The organism is Micromonospora sp. DT53 (genome assembly GCF_049841535.1).
Classification (GTDB): Bacteria; Actinomycetota; Actinomycetes; order Mycobacteriales; family Micromonosporaceae; genus Micromonospora.
In genome coordinates, this window is record NZ_JBNCKM010000011.1 from 167,376 (window position 1) to 190,545 (window position 23,170).

Sequence of the window (23,170 nt, forward strand, 5' to 3'; positions counted from 1 at the left end):
TACGGCCTGACGTTACCGGCGGGTAGCAGCAGGTCGCCGGGCGACTGCCGCGCCGTGCGGGCGCGCCCGTGCGCTCGACGGACGCGACGGAGGGCCCCGCCGGGTGGCGGAGCCCTCCGAACTGCGCTGCGGTCAGGAGACCGAGATCGCCCCGTTGCTGGACCGCACGCAGGCGACCGAACGGGCGCTGGTGGAGGCCGCCCCGCTCAGGCACTGGCCGAGCACCTGGTGCCCGGTGACGTTCGGGTGCCACGACTCCTGGCAGGTCTGGAAGTAGCTGACGCAGGTGTTGGCGATCCGCTGAATGGCGATCTTGTCCTTGCCGGCGAGGCTGGTGACGAAGGTGCCGGTCGCGCCGTCCTGAAGCCGGATCGGAGTGGCCAGCGCGCCGCTCGGGCTGTTGGTCTGCTCGCAGAGCCGGGCACCGTTGAAGGCCTGCTGCACGTTCAGGTACACCAGGTCGTCGGCGGGGAACTCGGCGGCCAGAGTGTCCCGGGTGGACTTCACGATGCCGCCCAGCCCCTGGGAGAAGCGGTGCCCCGGCGCCAGGCTGGCCCGGTGGATCGGGCAACCGGCCGCGTACCGCTCGGCGCCCAGGTCACGGAACTTGTCCCGGGTGTCGTCGCGGCTGTCCTCCTCGTGGAACTGCTGGTTCAGGTCCAGCGGCAGCGGGTTCGTGTAGTCCTGGAACACCACACGGTGCTGACCGTCCGCGTCCACCTGGTCGAGGGTGGTCAGGATCTGGCGTACGGCAGCGGTGGTCTCCGCGGTCGCGGCGCTGATCTGCGCGGCGGTGGCCAGGTCGGCGTCGCTGCACGGCTTCTGCTCGACCGGGCCGTTCAGGTACGCCCAGAACTCCCACCAACCGGTCCACGCGTCGGCGATGAACCGGTTGGCGCACTTCTCCGCGACGCTGCCGAAGGTGAACGAGCTGTTGTTGGAACCGAGGCCGATCAGCACCAGGTCGATGTCCTGGGTCTGCGCGACGGCACGCAGTTGGCTCAGCTGCGAGGCCACGGTGCGACCGTTGGTCCGCGCCTGGGAGGCGTTGGCGATGTCGTGTGGCTGGCCACCGGAGCAGGCCAGGTTGAACCGGTTCTGAATGCCCGGCAGGTTGGCCTGGTTGAGCGAGGCGTTCGCTGATCGGTGGCAGAAGAACGCGTTGTTGTTCGCCGCCGTCCAGCCGGGGAAGCCCTGGCTGACGCCGTTGGCGTCGACCACCGGGGTGTACGCCCCGGCGCCCTCGCCACTGATGAAGCTGTCCCCGAGTGCCACCGCGGCGGTGGGCAACGCGGCGGATACGGGTGCGGGCAGCGCGACGGCTGTCGACAACGCGGCTATGGCGATCGTCAGTCCCGCGGCGAGCGCGGTACGCCGGAACCTGGGCATGGGGCCCCCAACCATCGAAAGATGAAAGATTCTCTGAGAGCGCGATCAGATCACCCTGGCGCGACGGGCGTCAATGGCCCGTAACAGATTCGTTCGACGAAAGACACGCGCTCGTAGACATGAGGGCCTACGACGTCGAGAGTGGACCCGCGCTCCGGGTCGCCGGACCGACCGACCCGCGCCGGTGGGCGCGGGGAGTCAGTGACCGGCCGGGCGGTCGCGGCGGTTCAGCACCGCCGCGCCCACGGCGTTCAGGCCGACACCCCAGATCAGGAGTACGCACAGCCACTGCGCCCAGCGCAGCACGCTCATCTCGCCCGAGAGCAGGTTGCGCGCACTGCCGAGCGGGGTGAGCCACGGCAGCGCCGGACGGAGGGCGTCCACGGCGCCCAGCAGCGCGAACAGCCCCAACGGCAGGACGATCGTGGCCAGGAACGCCACCACCACCGAGCGCAGCAACAGGCCCAGCCCGGTGCCCACCAGACCGGCGCCGATCTGCACCAGCACGCTGCCCACCGCCACCGTCCCGGCGAACCGCCACGGCTCGTCGGCCACGTCGTCCGGCGTGAGAGCCAGCGTCGCGGCGCAGATCAGCACACCGACCACGCCGACGACGACCGCCGGCAGCACCACCGCGAGCACTGTGGGCAGGACCGGGACGCGGACCGGCGCCCGGCGCAGGTCGCGCACCAGCAGGACGCCGAAGAGCGGGGTCGCGACCGACATCAGGCTCTGCGCCGCGCCCGAGAGATCGACGAAGGTCCGGTCGGCGGGAGCCGCCGCCGCGGCCAGCGCCACGGCGGTCAGCAGCCCGGCCGCCAGGGTGCCCACCAGCAGCCACCGCCGGGCCCGGGTGCCGAGGGAGCGCCGCAGCGCGTCACGAAACGTTGCGTCCATCACGACCGCCTCTTGATCTTCCTGACCCGGACGGCGTGCACCCCGCGCGCACACCGGCCGCGATCATGGGTGATCGTACCGGCGACGCTGTCTCTGGGTGGTCCCATGATCACTGCCGGCTGTTCGTTGGCTCACGTCCGGAGGGCCGCGCGCGGCGGGTCGCGTAGGTCCTCCGGTAGTTGTCCTAGCCTCGGGCTAGGCTCGCTGCGGCGCGCCACGCCGGCTGATGTCGCCGGTGACCGGCAGCACACCGCCGAGACCGGGGAGTACGACCAGTTGACCGCAGAGCCTGACACCCTGTACGGGGCCGATGACCTCACCCACCTTGAGGGGCTGGACGCTGTCCGCAAGCGGCCCGGCATGTACATCGGTTCCACCGACAGCCGTGGCGTGGGTCACCTCGTCAACGAGATCCTCGACAACTCCACCGACGAGGGGGTCGCCGGCCACGCCACGCACGTCGAGGTGATCCTGCACGCCGACGGCTCGGTGCAGGTCGACGACGACGGTCGGGGCATCCCCACCGACGTGCACGCCAAGTCCGGCATCTCCGGCGTCGAGCTGGTGCTGACCCGGCTGCACGCCGGTGGCAAGTTCGGCGGCTCCGGCTACAAGACCTCCGGCGGTCTGCACGGCGTCGGCGCGTCGGCGGTCAACGCGCTGTCCCGCCGCTTCGACGTGACCGTCCGCCGGGCCGGCAAGGTCCACGCGATGTCGTTCCGACACGGCGTCCCGGGCATCTTCGACGGCGACGGGCCGGACGCCCCCTTCACCGCCGGCCCCGGGCTCCAGGTGATCGGCGCCATGAAGCGTGGCCAGCGCACCGGCACCTCGATCCGCTGGTGGCACGACGCCCGCTACTTCGAGACCGGCGCGGCGCTCGACGTCGACACCGTCCGGATGAAGCTGCGCAACACCGCGTTCCTCGTCCCCGGCGTGACCTACCTGCTCCGTGACCTGACCGGCGAGGCACCCGCCGAGGAGCGGTTCCACTACCCCAACGGGCTCAGCGACATGGTGGAGTTCCTCGCCCCGGCCGGCGACCGGCCGGTCTCCGGCACCCTGCTGGTCAACGGCGAGGGCACCTATCGGGAGAACGCCGCCGACGCCAACGGCGTCATGCAGTCCAACGTGCAGCGGCGCGCCGAGGTCGAGGTGGCGTTCCGGTGGGGCACCGGTTACGAGCGCACCGTCGAGTGCTTCACCAACACGATCCGCAACGCGCACGGCGGCACCCACCGCAAGGGCTTCGAACGGGCCCTCGTCCGCGCGCTCGCCGACGCGATCCGCAACACCCGTGGTCTGCTCAAGGCCAAGGAGGAGCCGCCCACCCTGGACGACGTCCTGGAGGGGATGACCGCGGTGGTGCACGTGCGGATCCCCGAGCCGCAGTTCACCTCGCAGACCAAGGACGAGCTCTCCACCACCGGCATCACCAAGGTTCTCCAGTCGCTGGTCGACGCGCACATCAAGACCTGGCTGGAGGACCGGCGCACCAAGGCCGAGGCGCGCACCGTCCTGCAGAAGATCGTCGACGCGGCCCGGGTGCGACTGACCCAGAAGCAACAGAAGGACGCGGCCCGGCGCAAGACCGCCCTGGAGGGCGCGTCCATGCCGCCGAAGCTTGTCGACTGCCGGGCCACCGGCATCGACCGCAGCGAGTTGTTCATCGTCGAGGGTGACAGCGCGTTGGGCACGAGCCGGATGGCCCGTTCCTCCGAATACCAGGCGCTGTTGCCGATCCGGGGCAAGATCCTCAACGTGCAGAAGGCCAACCTCCAGCAGGTTCTGGACAATGCCGAGTGCGCGGCCATCGTGCAGGTCCTCGGCGCCGGCTCGGGGCGCACCTTCGACCTCTCCGCGCTGCGCTACGGCCGCGTGCTGATCATGGCCGACGCCGACGTGGACGGCGCCCACATCCGTACGCTGCTGATCACCCTGTTCGCCAGGTACATGCGGCCGCTGATCGAGGCCGGCCGGCTCTACGCCGCGATGCCGCCCCTGCACAAGATCACCACCAAGGGGCGCAGCCCGCAGACCGTCTACACCTACACCCAGGCCGAGATGGAGACGACGGTCCGCAAGCTGGAGAAGTCCGGCAAGCAGATCGTCACGCCCATCCCACGGTTCAAGGGTCTCGGTGAGATGGACGCCGACGAGTTGTGGGACACCACGATGAACCCGGCCACCCGCGCCGTCCGCCGGATCACCCTCGACGACGTCGACGCCGCCGAACGCATCCTCGAACTGCTGATGGGGGAGAAGGTCGAGCCGCGCCGCAACTGGCTCATCGACTCCGCCGACCGCGTCGACCGGGATGCGATCGACGCATGAGCGCCCGTTCCGTTCCGATGGAGAGCTGAGTCATGGCACGCCGTAAGGAAAACAAGGTCGACCTCTCCTCGTTCGACCAGGCCGGCGCGCGGGTCTTCGACAACCCGCTGGTCACCGAGGTCTCCGACTCCTACCTGGAGTACGCCTTCTCGGTCATCCACTCCCGCGCCCTGCCCGACGCCCGGGACGGCCTCAAGCCCGTGCACCGGCGCATCCTCTGGTCGATGTACGAGCAGGGCTACCGCCCGGATCGCGGGCACGTAAAGTCTGCCCGAATTGTGGGCGACTGCTTCGTTGCCGGCACACTCGTCTCGACGCCCGACGGGTTGCGGGCCATCGAGGAGGTCGAGGTCGGGGACCTCGTGCTGGACGGCGACGGAGCCTCCGTACCGGTGACTGCTGTTTATCAAAACCCGACCTCCGAGCTCGTGCGCGTGACCTGGAGCAACGGGCACACGATGCTCGTCACGCCGGGCCAGCGCTTCCGCGTGGTCGCCGATGACCTTTCGGTCCAATGGGCGGAGGCCCGGGATCTCCCGGGGCGACTGGCATTGGCGTACGGCAGTCGCCGCAATGCGGTGTCGACGCCTGCCGGTGACGTTTACGACTATGTGCGCGGGCTGCTGGTGGCTGAGGGCTTCCCTGCCCATCGGTCTCGCGAAGCGGACGGCCGGGTCCGGATCCACATGTGTGACGTCGAGCCGCTGGATGTCGCTCACGGCTGGGCCATCGCCGGCGGATTGAACGTCTCCCGAGGTAAGCGCGAGGCGCGCAATCCCCTCCATCGCGACCAGCACATTCTGACCTTCAGCCGTCACGATGGGCTGCTGGAGGCCGCACGTCCGCTCAGCCGGGACAAGCACGTGCCGGGCGACATCGTCGCGAACCGGTCGGCGTGGGCGCCGTTCCTCGCCGGCTTCTTCGACGGGGACGGCTACGTCCGTAAGCGCTTCAGGGAGATCGTCTTCGTCAGCACGAGCGAGGTGCTGGTGCGGCAGATCTACGCCATGCTCGCCGACCTGGGGCTGCACGGGCACCACTGGACCAGGGGGCGCGCCTCCGCGGGTAACCCGCCCTTTGGTCTCTCGGTCAGCGGGCGGGACGCCGCAGACCTTGCCCGATTGTTGCTGCCCTGGGTGCGGATCGGATACAAGCACGACGGCTTGCAGCGGGTTGCCGAGATCGGCTACGAGTACAGCGGCAAGCAGGGCAACGACCGGTTGCCGTACGGTCCGGTCATCGCGGAGTTCACCGCGGCGCATCAGGGCGGCGGGTGGTTCCGGGACCAGGACGGACAGGCGTTCCGTGACTCGCTCTCGGCGAGCGGCGGCCCGAAGGTGCGGTATGGCAAGGACCGCAATGGGGTTCCGCTCGCGGACCGGTCGTTCCAGTTGGAGCGCGCGGTACGCGACGGCTGGATCCGCAAACTCCACCGCCTTGGCTCACCGCTCGCTGCTCGACTCGACGCGTTGGTCGGCAGTTCGTTCCTGCGGGTCACGTCGGTCGAGGCGGTTTCGCCCGACGTCACGTACGACATCCAGGTAGGCAGTGATGAGCACGCGTTCGTCGCCGAGGGCTATGTCGTTCACAACTGCATGGGTAAGTACCACCCACACGGTGACACGGCGATCTATGACGCCATGGTCCGCCTCGCGCAGGACTTCTCCCTCAACGTGCCACTCATCGACGGGCATGGAAATTTTGGGTCCCCGGACGATGGCCCGGCTGCGTCGAGATACACCGAAGCACGCATGTCTCGCGAGGCCATGCTGCTCGTCGGTGAGCTGGGCGAGGACACCGTCGATGTCGAGCCCAACTACGACGGGTCGCTGACCCAGCCGACAGTGCTGCCGGCGGCCTTCCCCAACCTGCTGGTCAACGGCGCGTCCGGGATCGCGGTCGGGATGGCCACCAACATGATCCCGCACAACCTGGCGGAGGTCGTCTCCGCGGCCCGCTGGCTGATCAACCACCCGGACGCCACTCTGGACAAACTCATGGAGTTCGTCCCCGGCCCGGACCTGCCCAGCGGTGGGGTGCTGCTCGGCCTGGACGAGGTGCGCCGGGCGTACGAGACCGGGCGTGGCGTGGTGCGGATGCGCGGCAAGGTGGAGATCGGCCCGATCGAGGGCAGCCGGGGCCGTCAGGCGATCACGGTTGTCGAACTGCCCTACGGCGTCGGCGCCGAGAAGGTCATCGCCGCGATCACCAACGAGGTCACCAAGACCAAGCGGCTGACCGGCATCGCCGACGTCAAGGACCTCACCGACCGGGAGAGCGGCACCCGGCTCGTCGTCGAGTGCAAGGTCGGGGTCAACCCGCAGGCGCTGCTCGCCGACCTCTACCGGCTGACCCCGCTGGAGCAGTCGTTCGGCGTCAACAACCTGGTCCTGGTCGACGGGCAGCCGCGCACGCTGGGCCTCAAGGCGCTGCTGGAGGTCTTCCTGGCCCACCGGTACGAGGTGGTCACCCGGCGCACCTCGTACCGTCGGCGCAAGCGTCAGGAACGGCTGCACCTGGTCGACGGTCTGCTGATCGCTCTGCTGGACATCGACGAGGTGGTCCGGCTGATCCGGGGCAGCGACGACGCGCAGGCCGCGAAGGACGGGCTAATGAGCCGGTTCGGCCTCTCCGACATCCAGGCCACGTACATCCTGGACACTCCGTTGCGCCGGCTGACCAAGTTCGACCGGATCGAGCTGGAGGCCGAGCAGGAGCGGCTGCGCACCGAGATCGCCGAGTTGAGCAAGATCCTCGACGACGAGCGGGTGCTCCGGAAGGTGGTCTCCGACGAGCTGGCCGCCGTGGTCAAGCAGTTCGGCACCGAACGTCGTACGACGCTTGTCGACGGTGACCTGAAGGAGGTGCTGGCCGCGTCCGCGCCGGCCGGCCCGCTGGAGGTCGCCGACGACCCGTGCCAGGTGATCCTCTCCGCTACCGGGCTGGTCGCCCGGACGGCGGCCGAGTCGGAGGAGAGCTCCGAGGGCCGCCGCCGCAACGGCCGGGTCAAGCACGACACGGTACGCGCCGTCGTGCACTCCACCGCCCGTGGTCGGGTGCTGTTGTTGACCAGCGCCGGTCGGGCGTTCAAGGTCGACGTCCTGCCGCTGCCGGTGCTGCCCGAGCAGGCGGGCACGGTGTCACTGCGGGGCGGCATGTCCGCTGCCGAGCTGGTGCCGCTGGCGGCGGGGGAGACCGTCGTCGGCCTGGCCCCGCTCGGCGGGCAGGCGGAGGGCTCACCGGGGCTGGCGTTGGGCACCCGGCAGGGCGCGGTGAAGATCTGCGCACCGGAGTGGCCGGTGCGCTCCGACGAGTTCGAGGTGATCGGTCTGCGTGACGGTGACGAGGTGGTCGGGGCGACTTGGCTGACCGACGGCACCGAGACGCTGACCTTCGTCACCTCGGAGGCGTCGCTGTTGCGCTTCCCCGTCGGGTTGGTCCGGCCACAGGGCCTCAAGGGCGGCGGTATGGCCGGCATCAACCTGCCGGCCGGGGCGCGGGTGGCGTTCTTCGGCGCGGTGCGCACCGACGACCCGGGGCATGGCGAGCCGATGGTGGTCACCTCCACCGGGGCGACGGTCAAGGTGACGCCGTTCAAGGCGTACCCGGCGAAGGGCCGGGCGACCGGCGGCGTGCGCGCGCACCGCTTCCTCAAGGGTGAGACGGACGTGGCCGTTGCGTGGGTTGGCCCGCGACCGGTCGGCGCGACCGCCACCGGCGACCCGGTGGAGTTGCCCGCGGCGGACCCACGCCGTGACGGCAGTGGCTTCGCGGTGATGCTCGGCCCAACGGTGGTGGGCCACCTGATCGAACGCGACTGACCCACCCACCTGCGCTGTCCCCCCGGGCGTGCGCCGGCAGGGCGCCCAGCGTCCGCCCGACCCCAAGATCCGCACAACGTCGGGGAAGGTGCTGCTTCCGGGATGCCGCAGGCAGCACTTTCCCTGACATTGTGCGGATCTTGTCGCTGGAGCCGCCGAAGATCGTGCTCGATCCTGGATGTGGTGGTCTCACCGACGCGGCGATGCCACTCGATCCTGGATCGAGCACGATCATGCGGACCGGGGCCGGGCCGGGCCGGGCCGGGCCGGGCCGGGCCGGGCCGGGCCGGGCCGGGGCCGGGGTCGGGCCGGGGCCGGGGTTTGGGTTAGGCGACGTTGTGGGGGCGGAACTGGACGCTTACCCGGGGGCCTACGGCGCGGGTGGTCTTGGGGATGGCGTGTTCCCAGGTGCGTTGGCAGGAGCCGCCCATGACGATCAGGTCACCGTGGCCCACCGGGAAGCGCAGGCTCTCGCCGCCGCCGCGTGGGCGCAGCAGCAGCGGTCGTGGTGCTCCGAAGGAGACGATCGCGACGATCGTGTCGGTGTGCGCCGAGCGGCCGATGGTGTCGCCGTGCCAGGCCACGCTGTCGCGCCCGGAGCGGTAGAGGCACATGCCGGCGGTGACGAAGGGCTCGCCCAGCTCGGGCGCGTAGTGCTCGGTGAGCGCGGCCCGCGCGGCGGTGAGCACGGGGTGCGGGAGTTGCCTCGCGCCGTCGTACCAGCAGAGCAGCCGGGGAACGTCGACCTCGGTCTCATACATGGTGCGCCGTTCGGCACGCCAGGGCACCTCGGTGAGCAGGGTGTCGAGGACCGTGTCGGAGCCGCGCACCCAGCCGGGGAGGTGGTCGACCCAGGCGCCCCGGCTGATCTGGTGTCGGCGGATCTGACCGGGCAGCGGCCCCAGGGTCGGCCCGGCGTCGGCCAGGTCGAGCATCGACGGCTGGTAGGCGGCAGGCGTCATGCGGCCACCCTAGCAGCACTTTCGTACACCCGTGCTAGCGGTTAGCTGGTGACGGCGGCGGTGCGTACGGCGTCGAACACCGCGTCCACGACCCGTGCCCGGCCCTGCCCGTCGACGGTGGACCAGGCACGCGCGGCGAGCGTCGCGCGCCGCTGCGGTGAGCTGAGCAGCCCGTGCAGGGTCCGCGCCGCCGTCGCGCGGGCGGCGCGTCCGGCGACGCCGCCGGCCGTCAGTTCCGGCAGTTCGCCGAGGCCGGCGGCCAGGCCGTGCCGCACCACCCGGCTGTACGACTCACGTTGGTTGTCGACCACGCAGACCAGTGCGCTGGGCGCGCCGAGGCAGCAGAGTTCCCAGGTGGACGTGCCGGCGGCGCTGACCACCAGGTCGGCTTCGGTGATCAGTGCCGGTAGCGCCGTGGTGGGTGGGACCGGTCGGATGATCTGCCCCCGGCCGGGGGTGACGTCCTCGACCTCGGCTTCGATCTCGGGTCGTCCCACGATGACGGTGAGGTCCATCGGGTGACCGGTGGCCACCAGCACCCGGGTCAGGACCGGGGCCGCGCCGACCGCGTCGGTGCCGCCGAAGAAGGCCAGCACCCGGGGGCGGCCGACCGTCGTGGCGGGCGGGGCGACAGGTGGCCGGAAGCCGATCACGGTGTCGCGCAGCAGGGCGTACCCGCTCCCGGCGAGCAACCGGCCGGGCAGCTCCGCCCCGACACCCACGCCCGCCCCGGCACTCAGCTCCGCTCCGAAGTTCTGGTCGAGGTAGAGGTCCGCGACCTGGCCTCGGCTGTCGCCGTCGATGATGGCGAGGGTGTACACGCCGGCGGCGCGCAGGGCGCCGGCCCCGGCCGGGTCCAGGTCGTAGGAGTCGAGGACCAGCACGTCCAGGTCGTGTCGGCGGGCCGCCTCGACCAGGTCGGCCGCCGAGTCCGGGCCGGGCAGCAGCGGGATGCCCCGGGCGGCCAGCTCCGCGATGGCCCAGTCGAGCCGTTCGACGGTGCCGAACACGGTGACGTCGGCGCCCCGGGCGCGGAACTCCTCGGCGAGCGCCAGGCAGCGGACGAGGTGGCCGACGCCGCGCCATGGCCCGGCGTCGCAGCGCAACCCGACCCTCAGGGTGCTCAGGATTCCTCCAGTTGCTTCTGTCGTACGTCGGCGTTGAGCGAGCGTAGCCGGGGCTGACCGTCGAGCCAGTCGGCGAGCTTGGCCAGCGGCACGCTGACGTCGCCGAAGTGGTCGATGATCGCGCTGACCAGCGCCCAGTCCCGCTCGGTGTCGAGGGTCAGCCGCAGCGCGGAACGGTCCGGCGTGAGCGTCACCCCGAGCACCCGGAACAGCTCCGGGTGGGTGTACGCGTACGAGGTCACGTGCACCCGGTGGTGGTCGGTGGCGAGCCGGCCCAGGGTGCGCAGCGTCTCCGCTCGGATGATCTCGACGTCCAGCCCGCGGGGCAGGGTCCGGGCGATCGACGTGCTCGCGTAGTCCAGCCCGGGGACCGCCCGGTACACCGCCGCGACCACTGTGATGATCTCCGGGTCGAGCAGCGGGCAGTCGGCGGTGAACCGCATGACGGCGTCCCCCGGGTGCGCCGCGAGGGCGCCCACGAAGCGATCCAGCACGTCGTCGACCGGCCCGCGGTGGCACGCCACGCCCAGCCGCGCGCATTCGGCCACCACCGCGTCGTCGACCGAGTCGGTGCTGGTGGCGACCACCAGGTCGGCCAGGACGCCGCTGTCCCGGGCGGCGCGTACGACCCGGCCCAGCACGGAACGTCCGGCGAGCGGGCGGAGCACCTTGCCGGGCAGTCGGGACGAGCCCATCCGCGCCTGCACGATGCCGACGATCCGTGGCCCCGCGTCGTCCCGGGAGGCCGCGGGCACCGGTACGGCGGTCACTGCTGCTCCTCCTGCCTGGGGGCGAATACCGCTGTGGCCCGGCGTTTGGCGGCGCGGGCGCCCCGCTTGGCCAGCCGGGCCGGGGTGATGGCGAGCCGGCCCACCCGGTAGCTGATCGACCCGCTGAGCAGGCCGATCGTCGTCTCGGCCCGGCGCAGCGCCCGTTCCCGCGAGGTGAGCAGTTCCTCGGTCCACGCGGTCAGCGCGGCCAACCGGGTGAGTTCCTCGCGCTGGCGCAGCCACGCCTCGCGCAGCTGCTGGTAGCTGTGCCCGCCGACCGGCGGGTCGGTCGGCGCGACGGCGTGCAGCTCGGCGGCGAGGTCGACCCTGCCGCCGGCGTCCAACCCGTGCAGCGCGGCGGCGATGGCCGCCTCGGCGTCCACCGCCTCGCTGACGGTCGCGCGGTCGAGGTCGTGGCCGGCGAGGCCGCCGAGCACCACGGTCAGGCCCGCGACGTCGAGAGTGGACGACCACGGATGGGCGTAGCCGCCGGTGAGCAGGCCCGCGGCGAAGCGCCACAGCCCGCGGGCGAGCACCACGTCGGTGGGCAGCGCGGCGGTGGCCCGCCAGCTGGGGTCGAGCACCGCGTACCGCTCGCCGTCGACCACGACGTTGTCGGTTCCGGCCAGCGCCGCCGCGCCGGCGATCCGACCCTCGCTGTCGGCCTGGTCGGCGAGCCAGCCCGCGTACCCGTCCAGCAGCGCGCGCAGGGTCGCCAGGTCGCGGCGCAGGGCCGCGTCGAGCAGCAGGGTACGCAGCAGCCGGCCGGACGGCACCGGCCCGGACAGAGCGTCCGCGTCCCGGTACGCGGCCTCGCGGCCGTCGAACGGCGTGCCGGCCGGCGTCCTCGGGTCGGCGGCCGGGATGAGCCCCCAGCGCCAACCGGACGGGCCGTGCAGCACCTCCAGCACGCCGATGCCGGGGCGACCGGTCTGCACGAGAGTCACCGGCAGGTCGCGATCGGTGGTCGGCGTGGTCGGGTCCGTGGGGTCGAGGGGCCGGTGGGCGAGCGTCAGCCAGCCCGGTGCGAGGTCGGCCGCGCGCCCGGCGTGCAGCGCGTCCACCGCCAGTCGGGCCGGGTCCTGGAGCACTGTGGCGCTTGTGAAACCCCCGGCGCAGGCGCCGTGCAGCACCGCGTCGAACAGGCCGGAGCCGGCGTCCCGGTCGAGGTGGTCGGCGTCCAGCAGCGCCGTCGGGGTGCTGACATCGGGGTACGCGGCCCAGCACGCGGCCGGCCGCAGCCCCGCCGCGCGCAGCCGGTCGCGCAACTGGTCCCGGTTGGTCGGGTGGGCGCGGTCCAGCACTCCGCCGATCACCCAGGCGGAGTCGTCCCGGCTTGCGTACCAGGGGGTGGTGTCGACGAGCCGGTGCAGGCCCAGCGGGTTGTCCAGGCGCAGCAGCAACGCGCCACCCGGCCGTACCGCGGCGACGAGTCGGGCCAGCACACCGTCCCAGCCGAGCCGGGCGCCCTCCACCGACTCCACCGGGTCCAGCCCGGCAGCCGCGATCACCACGTCGTACGTCTCGTCGTCGGGCAACCCGGCCGGGCCGCCCACCACCACGCGGGCGGCCCGGTGCGCCAGCGCCACCGCGTCCGGGTGGCTGCGCAGCAGGCAGGTCACCTCGGCGTGGGTGAGCTGGTCGAGCAGCGCCGGGTCGTGTGGACCGGCCACCAGGACCCGGGCGCCGGGCGGCACCAGCCGGGCGGCCAGCGCGGCGACGGGTCCACCGTTGGCCAGCCGCTCCCGCGGCAGGTCCGACCAGGCCAGCATCTCGCCGCCCGGCAGGGTGATCCGGCCGGCGGGTGCCGTCTCAGTCGTCACGGTCTTCCTCTTCCTCCTGGAGGTGCGCCCAACCGAGCAGCTCGCGGAGCTCGGCGGGCGTGCAGCGGTGGTCGGTGCCCAGCTCGGCGCGGGCGATCTCGATCGCGGTGGGCAGGTCGACAGTCGTGCCGTGCAACTGTGGCCACTGCCGCCGGATCCGGGCGGTGCCGCCGAAGGTCGGGTCCTCGTTGGACAGGACCATCGGGTCGCCGTAGACCGCCGGCTCGCACCCCGCGGCGATGCCGTAGAAGATCGCGCTGGTCAGCCGGTTGGAGGCTACCCGGCGGTGCCGGCGCAGCTCGGTGAGCTGTCGGTCGAGGAACTCCGGGTCGGTGTCCTTCCACCAGTGCCCCCGGTAGCCGTGGCAGATCACCCGGAACCCGGCGCGCTCGTAGAGCCGGCGCACGTTGCGCATCCGGTACTCGTGCCAGTAGAGGCAGACCGTGACCGGGCCGGGCTCGGTGTCCTGGATGAGGGCGATCAGCTTGCGGTGGTCGCCCTTGACATGCTGGCCCTCCCAGCCGTGGAACGGGTACCAGATGGTGCCCTCCCGTTCCTCGGCCGGTGGTTCCTCGGGTCGCAGGGCCAGCAGGTAGCTGAACGGCGCGCCGATGACGACCACGTTGCGTCGCCCCACCGACCAGGCCCGGCGGCGGGTCTGCTCGGACCAGAGCAGGCTGGGGGTGCGTTCGGCGTACGGGTGGCCGGGGGCCAGGCCGTCACCGATGTTCCAGCCGTGCTGCACGTACCCGTTGATCCGGGGTGGGTGCCGGTCGCCGAGGCCGGCGTACCGGGCCAGCACGTGCGCGTGGCCGTAGAAGTGGTTGGCGTGGTGCATCAGGTTCCCATCAGGCGGCGGAACGCACCGAGCCGACCCGCACCGCGGCGGTCAGCGCGTCGATGACGCGGTCCTGGTCGGCGTCGCTGAGCCCCGGGTAGAGCGGCAGCGACAGCTGCTGGGAGTAGAACGACTCGGCCACCGGGCAGGACCCGCGCCGGTAACCCAGGTCGGCGAAGGCCGGGTGCCAGTGCACCGGGAGGTAGTTGACCTGGACGCCGATGCCGGCGGCCCGCATCCGGTCGTACACCTCGCGGCGACGACCGTCGAGCACCCGGATCGGGTAGAGGTGCCAGGCCGGGTCGGCCCATGACCTGCGGGTGGGCAGCAGCACGCCGTCCAGGTCGGCAAGCGCCTCGTCGTAGCGGGCGACCAGGGCGCTGCGGCGGGCCGTGAACTCGCCGAGCCGACGGAGTTGGCTGCGACCCAGGGCACAGAGCACGTCCGGCAGTCGGTAGTTCAACCCGAACTCGTGCACCTCCTGGTGCCAGCCGCCCTCGTCCGGGAAACGCAGCTCGTCGCGTTCGCGGACCACCCCGACGCCCCGGAACCGGCGGGCCCGCCTCAGGATCGCCGGGTCCAGCGCCGCGACGGCGCCGCCCTCGGCGGTGGTCAGGTTCTTCGTGGGGAAGAACGAGAACGTGGTCAGGTCGGCGAGCGAACCGATCGGCCGACCGCGGTACGTCCCGCCGATCGAGTGCGCCGCGTCGGCGAGCAGCAGCGCGTCGCTGCCCTCGACCGACGTGCGCAACGCGTCGTAGTCGGCGGGGTGGCCGGCGTAGTCGACAGCGGCCACGACCTTCGTCCGTGCGGTGAGCGCGGCGGCGGCCGCCGCCGGGTCGAGGCAGAACGTCTCGTCGTCGACGTCCGCGAACACGATCTTCGCGCCGAGGGCGACCGCGCTGCTGGCGGTCGCCACGAACGTCATCGGCGGGACGACCACCTCGTCGCCCGGCCCCACCCCGGCCGCCGCGTACGCCACGTGCAGCGCCGCGGTGCCGTTGGAGACGGCGGCGACACCGACCCCGCCGGTCCACCGGGCGAGGTCGGCCTCGAAGGCGTCGACCTGCGGGCCGGTGGTGAGCCAGTCGCCGCGCAGCACGTCGGCGACGGCCGCGACGTCGTCCTCGCTGATCGACTGCCGGCCGTACGGGAGCATCCCCGTCATCCGTTGATGCCGAGCATGTCGCGCAACTGCTCGACGGTGAGCCACTCGTCGTTGGTGTCCGACTGGTAGGCGAAGCCGTCCGGCACCGGGTCGCAGTCGACAGGCGCCTGGTAGCCCCAGGTGGCGATGGTCGGCTGGACGATGAACCGGCCATCGGCGCGCAGCGTCCGCCGGCTGTCGTCGGGCGCGATCATCTCCTCGTGCAGCTTCTCGCCCGGCCGGATCCCGATCTCGTGGGTGGTGGCCTCCGGGGCCACGGCCTCGACCAGGTCGAGGATGCGCATGCTCGGGATACGCGGCACGAACAGCTCGCCGCCCTGCATCTGGTCGAACGAGTCCATGACGAACTGCACGGCCTGGTCGAGCGTGATCCAGAAGCGGGTCATCCGCTTGTCGGTGATCGGCAGGCTCTTGCCCTCGGCGGCCAGCCGACGGAACAGCGGGACGACCGAACCGCGGCTGCCCACCACGTTGCCGTAGCGCACCACCGAGAACCGGGTGGGGTGCTGGGCGGCGTAGTGGTTCGCCGAGACGAACAGCTTGTCGCCGACCAGCTTCGTCGCGCCGTACAGGTTGATCGGGCTGGACGCCTTGTCGGTGGAGAGCGCGATGACCTTCTTGACGCCGGCCTCGATCGCCGCGTCGACGACGTGCTGCGAGCCGGTGATGTTCGTGGCGATGTACTCCGAGGGGTTGTACTCCGCGGTGTCCACCTGCTTCAGCGCGGCGGCGTGCACCACGTGGTCCACGCCGTGCATGGCCCGGGTCAGGCGGTGCCGGTCCCGGATGTCGCCGATGAACCAGCGCAGCCGCGGATCGTCGCCGAGTTGCTGGCGCAGCTCGTACTGCTTGAGCTCGTCACGGGAGAACACCACCACGCGGGCGGGGTCGGCCTCGTTGAGGATGTGCCGGAGGAACGTCCTGCCGAAGGAACCAGTTCCCCCGGTGATCAGAATGGACGATCCATTCAACTCACTCAATGTGGTGCTCCCGTGTTCGTGGATGAACGAGCGGCCCTGGGCCGGCCGACCGGGGTGACACGCTAGCCATGGCGGGTTAACTCCTCGGCGCTCACGGGTGAACCACAACCTCTGCTCCCGTGAATGCCGGACACCGCGTAGGAGAACACTTCCGACCGCCCCAGATGTGGGCTGACCTGGCCGGATCGGGCCGCTACAGTGACCGCGCGAACGACCCGGCGGCCCCGCGCGCAGCCGGGTCCCGCGTTCACCCGACATCCACACCGGCTCGGTGCGAGCGGGCCACCCAGGGCGTCACCGACACCGGCCGGCGGGCCCGTCGGATCGGCGTGGGCCCGGTCCGGCCGGCAATTCTGGAGGCGTTGATGGCACCCGGTAGTGACGTGATCGAACGGCCGGTGGTGGTGGCCGAGACGCCGAACGGCCCGTCCGCCCGGCGTTGGCTGGTACCGCTGCTGCTGGTCGTCGGTTGGGTGCTCAGCGTGGCCTGGCGGATGTGGTTGTCCCGGCACATCGTGCTGCCGATCGCGCACACCGACGAGGACAGCTACCTGAACACCGCCCGCGCGCTCGCGGGCGGCCCGGGGGGCTTCAGCAGCGAGAACGACCTGCTGCGCCGGGTCGGCTACCCGATGCTGATCTCGCCGGCATTCCTCGGGGACCGGGACTTCACCGACAGCTACCGGATCGTCCAGCTGATCAACGCGATGGTGAACTCGACGTTGCTGCCGCTGGCGTACCTCCTCGGTCGCCGCCTGTTCCAACTGCGCCGCTCGTACGCGCTGCTCGGCGCGGTCGCGGCGGCGACGCTGCCGGCCACCGCCTTCTACGCGGGCGTCGCCATGATCGACGCGGTGATGGCGCCGCTCGTGGTCGCCTGGCTGCTCGCCGTGCACCGTTGGATCGCCCGGCCCGGCCCGCTCGCCGCCGCCACCGTCGGCCTGCTGGTCGGCGGGTTCCACCTGCTGCACTCCCGTGGCCTGGTGATCGTGGCCGTACACGCCGGGCTGGTCCTGCTGCTGTTCATCCGCCGACGGATCAGCCCGCCCGTGGTGCTCGCCGCGCTGCTGCCGGTCCTCGCCATGGCGCTCGTCAACGAGGCCGCCATCCGCCACCTCGGCGGCAGGGTCTACCTGCTCGGCAGCACCCCCGGCGGCAGCACGTTCGAGGCGCTCGCCTCGGCCCAGGGTGTGGCCCGGGTGAGCGCGGCGGTCACCACCCAGCTCTGGTACCTCGTGGTGATCACGTTCGGGATGGCCGGGGTGGCCTGGGCCGGCGCCGTGCGCGAGCTGTGGCGCCCACGGCACGGTGACGCGGCCCGCTGGACGATGGGCGTGGCGCTGGTGGTGACCGTCGGGGTGGCCGGCGGCGCGTCGGTGATCCTGTCCGGCATCACCGGCAAGCCACTGGACGCGATCTACGGGCGCTACGTGCAGATGCTCGCCCCGTTCTGGCTGCTGGTCGGGCTGGGGGTGCTGTTCACCGCCGGGTGGCGGGTGGTGTTGCGCCGGGCGGCCGTCGCGGTGGCGTTGCTGGTCGGTGGCGGCGCGCTGGTCGCCGCCCGACTCGCGTACGTGACCAGCCAGGGCCACCGGTTGCGCTACGGCGGCTTCAGCGCGCCGGACCTGATGGCGTTGACCGGGGGCTGGCGGGAGCTGCGACCGGTGCTGGGCTCGCTGGTCGGCATCGCCGGCTGTGCGCTGCTCGTCGCCGCGGTCCGGGTGCCCCGCCTGCGGCTGCCGATCCTCGGCGCCCTCGTGGTGGTCAACCTCGTCACGATGCAGGTGATCGACCAACGGATCGTGCGACCGATCGCCGCGAACACCGCGCCGACGCCCCGGGTGGCCGACGTCGGCGTACGCCCCGGCGAGCGGGTGTGGGCCTCGACCGGCGTGAACTACGTCGTCCGGTTCAACCTCAGCCACCAGGTGACCTGGACCGACGTCCGGTGGTTCGACGACGAGCAGCCGCCGGCCGCGGCGCAGGTCGTGTTCGCCCGCTGGGCGCCCGGGCAGGGCGACGACTGGGACGGCGCGGCGTACGGCTTCGTTCGACTCGGCGGCAACCCGAAACAGCACTGGGCGGCCTGGCGGCGGGTCTGACCCGCCGCGCCCCGGTGGACACCGCTATTCGTGAACGGCGGATGTCCACCGGGAGCACGGTCGGTTAATGGCTCCCGTCCATTGCGGAAAACTGTCCGACAATCAGCGCTGACGGCGATCTGCCCGAGTCAGAGAAATCGGGATGACGGTGATTTCCCGGCCGTCGGACAGCTCCTGTCGCGGAGTGCCCTCGACGAATCGGAAACGCCGGTTCATCTGTCGTACGACCGTATTGTGGCCGAGCACCTCCCCGTCGAGTCGGTCCAGGTGCAGCCCGTCGAAGGCGTACTCGACGGCCTCCCGCATGACGCCCAGCCAGGCCGGCAGGGTCTCGCACCGCACGTCCAGCCCGTCGGCGTCCAGATAGAAGCCCCACGCGCCAGTACGGGGGCCGTCCAACCGCAGGTCAAAGAAGGTGACCACACCGCAGGGACGGTCGTCGCGGACGTACACCAGCACCCGCCGGGACCTGTCGTCGCGGACCGCCGACCACCACCGGGCGTGCTCCTCGGCGGTGATCTCGTGACTGGTCTTGCTGACCTGTCGATTGGTTTCCTGATTACGCCAGGACAACATCAGATGAACGTCGTCCGCCGTCGCTTCGCGCAACACCTGCGTCTCGCTTTCCTCGCCGTTCACGTCGGGTCGAGGCACCTTACCCGGGCCTACCGGGAAATCGGTTATCCATTCGTTGGGTTGTAGACTGCGGCGCATGAACGAATTGAGTCGCGCGCAGATCCGCGACCTCATGGCTCAGGTGCTGAAAAACCAGGACAAGGAGCTGCCCGCGGACGACGCGGCGCAGTTGCGAGAGATCGGGTTCCGGTCGCTCGACTTCTCCGAGCTGGCCCTGCGAGTGGAGGACGAGACGGGGGAGGAGCTCAACTTCGACGCCCCCGGGCTGCGGCGCATCGCCACCGTCGGGGACGTCCTCGACTTCCTCGTCGAGCTTCAACACCAGTGACCGTCGCGACGTCGCGCCACCCCGCGCCCGCGTACCCGGAGCCGGCCGGGGTCGACAACCGGCTCGTCGTCGGCGGCGCCGCGCTGACCTGGCGCTCGCTGCCGACGCCGACACTTCCCGACCCCGCGGCGGTGCTCGCCCGCTCCGCCGTGCACGCGCTCACCGCGGCGCGGCAGCACGCCGTGCACGGCACCGAGCTGCTGCTCAGCACCGCGAGTCGGGTCGACGCCGTGCAGCGCGCCGAGCTGCTGGAGGCCGGGTTCACCGTCGGCGTCCTCGACGACGACGGCGTGCACCCGAGCGCGCCGGCCCGGCCGCGAGCCGCCGAGCACGGCCGGCTCTGGCTGCTGACCTCGGGCTCGACGGGGCGTCCGAAGCGGGTCGGGCACACCCTCGACACGCTGACCACCGTGCGCGCGGGCCAGCCTGAGCGCACCTGGCTCTGCCCGTACGCCCCCGGCACGTACGCCTGGTGGCAGGTGGTCACCCTGTCGCTGACCCAGCCCGGCCAGCATCTGGTGGTGGTCGAGCCCGACGAGTTGGACGACTGGCCCTCGGTCGCGGCCGCGCACGGGGTGGACGCCGCCTCCGGCACCCCGACCTTCTGGCGGCGCACCCTCTACCGCGACGCCGACGCGCTGGCCCGGGTGCCGCTGCGTCAGATCACCCTCGGCGGAGAGCCGGTGGACCAGGCGATCCTGGACCAACTGCGGGAGGTCTTCCCGACGGCCCGGATCTCCTGGATCTACGCGTCCTCCGAGGTGGGGGCGTCCATTGTGGTGCACGACGGGCGGGCCGGGTTCCCGGTCGACTGGCTGGACCGGGAAACACCGGGTAGGCCGACGCTCTCCGTCCGCGCCGACGAACTGGTGGTCACCTCCCCGTACCACGGGGCTGGTCTCGCCGGCCCGGTCCACACCGGCGACCGGGTGCAGGTGCTCGACGGCCGGGTGCTGATCACCGGCCGACTGGACTCCGACGAGATCAACGTCGGCGGTAGCAAGGTCTCCGCCGGCGTGGTCCGCGGCGTGCTGGCCGGTCATCCGGCGGTGGCCTGGGCCCGGGTGACCGGCCGCCGCGCCCCGGTGCTCGGGCGGATGGTGGTCGCCGAGGTGGTTCTCGCCCCCGCCGACGCGTCCTTGGCCGACGCCGCTGTGGCCGACGAGGCGGCGCTGGTCCGCTGGTGCGCCGACCGGCTTCCCGAGCACGCGGTGCCGCGCCGCATTCGCGTCCTGACCGACATTCCCGTCAAGGAGACCCTGAAGAGCGATGTCTGAGCCCGCCGACACCCAGCTCGTCCCGCCCAGCTCCGTGGTCCTCGTCTCCGGCGGTTCCCGTGGCCTGGGCCTGGCCATCGTCACCGACCTGCTCGACGCGGGCGTCAAGGTGGCCGCGTTCGCCCGCACCGTCACCCCGGAGCTGGAGAAGCTCGCCGCCGAGCACCCCGACCGGGTGCACGTCGGCTCGGTGGACGTCACCGACCTGCGCGCCGCGCAGAGCTTCGTCCGCGAGGTGGAGCAGCGTCTCGGCCCGATCGACGGCATCGTCAACAACGCCGCCATGGGGCAGGACTCCCTGCACGCGCACACCGCCACCGACGACATCGCCCGGATCGTCGAGACCAACCTGACGGCCCCACTGCAGCTGACCCGGCTGGTGATCCGGCGGATGCTCGCCAAGGGGCTGCGCGGGCGGATCGTCAACATCACCTCGATCTGCGGGCAACGCGGCTTCCCCGGCCTCGTCGCGTACTCGGCCACCAAGGGCGGCATGGACGCCGCCACCCGCTCGCTCGCCCGCGAACTGGGCGGCCGGATGCTCGTCAACTCGGTGGCGCCCGGCTTCTTCGCCTCGGAGATGTCCGCCGTGCTCGGCCCGACCCAGCTCGACCAGATCGTGCGCCGCACCCCGACCGGTCACCTGACCGAACCGGTGGAGGTCACCCCGGTCGTACGGATGCTGCTCCGGGAGCACACCAACATCAACGGCCAGGTCATCGTGGTGGACGGTGCCGCCGCCATCTGACCTGGAGCGGCTGGTCCGGCCGCGTCTTGTGCCGGGGTTGCTCGTCGCCGCCGAGGGGCATCTGCGCATCGGCGCTCCCGCCGACCTGGCCGACGCGGTGACCCGCAGCCACCTCGACGACGGACGGTGCGTCGGCTGGTACGGCCCGCCGGCGCCCGGTTGGCGGGTGGCCATCGACGCGGAACGCGCGAACGCTCCGGTGCCCCCGGCGCTGGCCCGCCGGTTCGGCGTGCAGGACTTCTGGGCACGGTGGACCCGCGCCGAGTGCTGCTGCAAGCTGGCCGACGTGTCGGTGGCGGCCTGGTGGCGGCGCCATGGTCTGGGTGCGCCGGCCGACGGATCGGCGGTCTGGCGAACGTTCGGGGTGGCCGACCTGGTGGTAACCGTCGGCTTCGCCCCCGCGCCCGCTCCCTTGTCGGTGGCGCGACCGGGTCTTCAGGTGGCTGGGTAGCCGCTGCCGCAGCTGGCCGGTCTGGGCTCGACGCGTGCCTGTAGAGCTGCCCCACAACCGGGGCTTCTGCCACCGGGCTGTGCCGCCTTGGTTGGCCTGTCCGTCTTGGTTGGCCTGTCCGTCTTGGTTGGCCTGTGCCGCCCTGGCCAGGCGGCCCCGTCGCGATCGGCCTGCGCTGCCCCATACTCGGGGCAGCTCTACAGGCGCTCAACCCACCGACCGGCGCCGGCCGGTAAGCGCCCCCTCCCGCCGCGCCCCTCCCGTCCGTCGATCTTGCACTTGCGGACGCCGAATCGCGGCTTACCACGCCTTTCGTCGGGACAGTAAGTGCAAGATCGGTGGGGTGGGGCGGTTAGATCTGGTCCCAGGTCAGGGGGGTGCCGCGGGGGACGTCGGTGGTGAAGGTCCGGCCCAGGACCCGGTCGATCTCCACGGGGGCCAGCCCGCCGGCCGGCCGGATCGAGCGGACGTTGTGCGCGGTCACCGGATCGCCGGCCCGGACGTCCTCGACCACGAAGAGCGACCGGCGAAACCGCAGCCCCTCCCGCTCCGCGGGGGTGGGGCCGATAGCGGTGCCGCCCAGCGCCGCGTACGCGCGGCCGGACTCGGCGACCAGGGCCGTGAGCTCCGCCGGGTTCAGGGAGAAGTCCGAGTCCACGCCGCCGTCGGCCCGGTCCAGCGTCACGTGCTTCTCGATGAAGCAGGCGCCGAGCGCCACCGAGGCGACCGCCACCCCGATGCCGGGGGTGTGGTCGGAGAGCCCGACCGGCACGTCGAACGCACCGGCCAGCACCGGCAGCCGGCGCAGGTTGCTGTCGGCCGGCGGCGCCGGGTAGGACGCGGTGCAGGCCAGCAGGACGACGCCCGCCGCGCCACCGGCCCGGGCGGTGCGTACGGCGGCGTCGATCTCGGCCACCGTCGCCATTCCGGTGGAGATCACCATCGGCTTGCCGGTGCTGGCCACGAGCCGGATCAGCGGCAGGTCCACCAGTTCCGACGAGGCGATCTTGTACGCGGGCGCGTCCAGCGACTCCAGCAGCTCCACGGCTGTCGCGTCGAACGGCGACGAGAACACGGTCAGGCCACGCTCGCGGGCCCGTTCGAAGATCGGGGCGTGCCACTCGTACGGGGTGTGCGCGCGCTCGTAGAGGCGGTACAGGTTCTCCCCGCCCCACAGCTCGTGCCCGTTGGAGATCCGGAACGCCGGGGTGTCGACGTCGATGGTGATCGTGTCCGGCCGGTACGTCTGGAGCTTCAGCGCGTGCGCCCCGCTGTCGGCCACCGCGTCGACGATGGTCAGCGCCCGGTTCAGATCGCCGTTGTGGTTGCCGGACATCTCAGCGACCACGAACGGTCGCTCCCCGGCACCGACCGCGTGCGGTCCGATCTTGATTGTCGCCGTCATTCCGACCTCTGCTCGGGTACGCCCGCACCGGGGTGCGGTGGTGCTGTCGTCGTCCACCCGGCGGGCGGACGACCTGGAAAACGAGGTCGCCGGGAGCCGCCCCGGCCCCCGGCG

General features: G+C 71.9%; 18 protein-coding genes and 2 pseudogenes. 9 read left to right on the top strand and 11 right to left on the bottom strand.

Annotated features, from left to right (window positions below):
- Positions 1 to 132 precede the first annotated feature (132 nt).
- Both ACLQ3B_RS29235 and ACLQ3B_RS29240 read right to left on the bottom strand, forming a co-directional pair.
- Complete coding sequence (locus ACLQ3B_RS29235) at positions 133 to 1,389, bottom strand: hypothetical protein (RefSeq protein WP_425783918.1); 1,257 nt, start codon at positions 1,387 to 1,389, stop codon at positions 133 to 135.
- A 198-nt stretch (positions 1,390 to 1,587) separates the two neighbouring features.
- Entirely contained in the window at positions 1,588 to 2,286 is a 699-nt protein-coding gene (locus ACLQ3B_RS29240; protein WP_425783919.1) for a hypothetical protein, read from the bottom strand.
- Between the two features lie 276 nt (positions 2,287 to 2,562).
- On the opposite strand from ACLQ3B_RS29240, the gene ACLQ3B_RS29245 reads away from it, so the two are divergent.
- The 4 genes and pseudogenes from ACLQ3B_RS29245 to ACLQ3B_RS29260 all read left to right on the top strand — a co-directional run bounded on the left by ACLQ3B_RS29245 (position 2,563) and on the right by ACLQ3B_RS29260 (position 8,441).
- Positions 2,563 to 4,620: a DNA gyrase/topoisomerase IV subunit B gene (locus tag ACLQ3B_RS29245; RefSeq protein WP_425783920.1), complete on the top strand. Its 2,058-nt coding sequence runs from the start codon at positions 2,563 to 2,565 to the stop codon at positions 4,618 to 4,620.
- A gap of 32 nt (positions 4,621 to 4,652) precedes the next feature.
- Positions 4,653 to 4,910, top strand: a pseudogene (locus ACLQ3B_RS29250) (DNA gyrase subunit A); the annotation flags it as partial.
- Positions 4,899 to 5,681, top strand: a pseudogene (locus tag ACLQ3B_RS29255) (LAGLIDADG family homing endonuclease); the annotation flags it as partial. The pseudogenes ACLQ3B_RS29250 and ACLQ3B_RS29255, both read left to right, overlap by 12 nt.
- Positions 5,682 to 5,957: 276 nt before the next feature.
- Positions 5,958 to 8,441: a DNA topoisomerase (ATP-hydrolyzing) gene (locus tag ACLQ3B_RS29260; protein ID WP_425784004.1), complete on the top strand. Its 2,484-nt coding sequence runs from the start codon at positions 5,958 to 5,960 to the stop codon at positions 8,439 to 8,441.
- 326 nt (positions 8,442 to 8,767) lie between these two features.
- On the opposite strand, the gene ACLQ3B_RS29265 is transcribed toward ACLQ3B_RS29260, so the two are convergent.
- The 7 genes from ACLQ3B_RS29265 to pseB are packed head-to-tail and all read right to left on the bottom strand — an operon-like array spanning position 8,768 to position 16,109.
- The gene (locus ACLQ3B_RS29265) at positions 8,768 to 9,403 is read right to left on the bottom strand and encodes an alpha-ketoglutarate-dependent dioxygenase AlkB (protein WP_425783921.1); all 636 of its coding nucleotides are present in this window, start codon (positions 9,401 to 9,403) and stop codon (positions 8,768 to 8,770) included.
- A gap of 41 nt (positions 9,404 to 9,444) precedes the next feature.
- Entirely contained in the window at positions 9,445 to 10,530 is a 1,086-nt protein-coding gene (locus tag ACLQ3B_RS29270) for a PseG/SpsG family protein (RefSeq protein ID WP_425784005.1), read from the bottom strand.
- Positions 10,527 to 11,300 carry a cytidylyltransferase domain-containing protein gene (locus ACLQ3B_RS29275; RefSeq protein WP_425783922.1) on the bottom strand — a complete coding sequence of 258 codons (774 nt, stop codon included), beginning with the start codon at positions 11,298 to 11,300 and terminating at the stop codon, positions 10,527 to 10,529. The genes ACLQ3B_RS29270 and ACLQ3B_RS29275 overlap by 4 nt, the downstream gene beginning before the upstream one ends.
- On the bottom strand, positions 11,297 to 13,123 hold the full coding sequence (locus ACLQ3B_RS29280) for a class I SAM-dependent methyltransferase (RefSeq protein ID WP_425783923.1): 1,827 nt from the start codon (positions 13,121 to 13,123) through the stop codon (positions 11,297 to 11,299). The genes ACLQ3B_RS29275 and ACLQ3B_RS29280 overlap by 4 nt, the downstream gene beginning before the upstream one ends.
- Positions 13,113 to 13,961 (bottom strand): hypothetical protein, encoded by an 849-nt coding sequence (locus ACLQ3B_RS29285; protein WP_425783924.1) that lies wholly within the window; start codon positions 13,959 to 13,961, stop codon positions 13,113 to 13,115. The genes ACLQ3B_RS29280 and ACLQ3B_RS29285 overlap by 11 nt, the downstream gene beginning before the upstream one ends.
- 10 nt (positions 13,962 to 13,971) lie before the next feature.
- Entirely contained in the window at positions 13,972 to 15,129 is a 1,158-nt protein-coding gene (locus tag ACLQ3B_RS29290) for a DegT/DnrJ/EryC1/StrS family aminotransferase (RefSeq protein ID WP_425783925.1), read from the bottom strand.
- A complete protein-coding gene (gene pseB, locus ACLQ3B_RS29295) occupies positions 15,126 to 16,109 on the bottom strand; it encodes a UDP-N-acetylglucosamine 4,6-dehydratase (inverting) (protein WP_425783926.1) in 984 nt (327 codons plus the stop codon). The genes ACLQ3B_RS29290 and pseB overlap by 4 nt, the downstream gene beginning before the upstream one ends.
- Before the next feature lie 365 nt (positions 16,110 to 16,474).
- Here pseB and ACLQ3B_RS29300 point away from each other — a divergent pair, with 365 nt between their 5' ends.
- Complete coding sequence (locus tag ACLQ3B_RS29300) at positions 16,475 to 18,211, top strand: ArnT family glycosyltransferase (RefSeq protein ID WP_425783927.1); 1,737 nt, start codon at positions 16,475 to 16,477, stop codon at positions 18,209 to 18,211.
- 102 nt (positions 18,212 to 18,313) lie between these two features.
- On the opposite strand, the gene ACLQ3B_RS29305 is transcribed toward ACLQ3B_RS29300, so the two are convergent.
- A complete protein-coding gene (locus ACLQ3B_RS29305; protein WP_425783928.1) occupies positions 18,314 to 18,850 on the bottom strand; it encodes a GNAT family N-acetyltransferase in 537 nt (178 codons plus the stop codon).
- A gap of 73 nt (positions 18,851 to 18,923) precedes the next feature.
- On the opposite strand from ACLQ3B_RS29305, the gene ACLQ3B_RS29310 reads away from it, so the two are divergent.
- From ACLQ3B_RS29310 to ACLQ3B_RS29325, 4 genes are read left to right on the top strand one after another with little or no spacing between them, the layout of a single operon-like run.
- Positions 18,924 to 19,175, top strand: a complete 252-nt coding sequence (locus ACLQ3B_RS29310; RefSeq protein WP_091401397.1) for an acyl carrier protein — start codon at positions 18,924 to 18,926, stop codon at positions 19,173 to 19,175.
- Positions 19,172 to 20,452, top strand: a complete 1,281-nt coding sequence (locus ACLQ3B_RS29315; protein ID WP_425783929.1) for an AMP-binding protein — start codon at positions 19,172 to 19,174, stop codon at positions 20,450 to 20,452. Before ACLQ3B_RS29310 ends, ACLQ3B_RS29315 begins: the two co-directional genes overlap by 4 nt.
- Positions 20,445 to 21,200, top strand: a complete 756-nt coding sequence (locus ACLQ3B_RS29320; RefSeq protein ID WP_425783930.1) for an SDR family NAD(P)-dependent oxidoreductase — start codon at positions 20,445 to 20,447, stop codon at positions 21,198 to 21,200. Before ACLQ3B_RS29315 ends, ACLQ3B_RS29320 begins: the two co-directional genes overlap by 8 nt.
- On the top strand, positions 21,184 to 21,651 hold the full coding sequence (locus tag ACLQ3B_RS29325; protein WP_425783931.1) for a hypothetical protein: 468 nt from the start codon (positions 21,184 to 21,186) through the stop codon (positions 21,649 to 21,651). Before ACLQ3B_RS29320 ends, ACLQ3B_RS29325 begins: the two co-directional genes overlap by 17 nt.
- Before the next feature lie 352 nt (positions 21,652 to 22,003).
- On the opposite strand, the gene pseI is transcribed toward ACLQ3B_RS29325, so the two are convergent.
- Positions 22,004 to 23,056 (bottom strand): pseudaminic acid synthase, encoded by a 1,053-nt coding sequence (gene pseI, locus ACLQ3B_RS29330; protein ID WP_425783932.1) that lies wholly within the window; start codon positions 23,054 to 23,056, stop codon positions 22,004 to 22,006.
- Positions 23,057 to 23,170 lie beyond the last annotated feature (114 nt).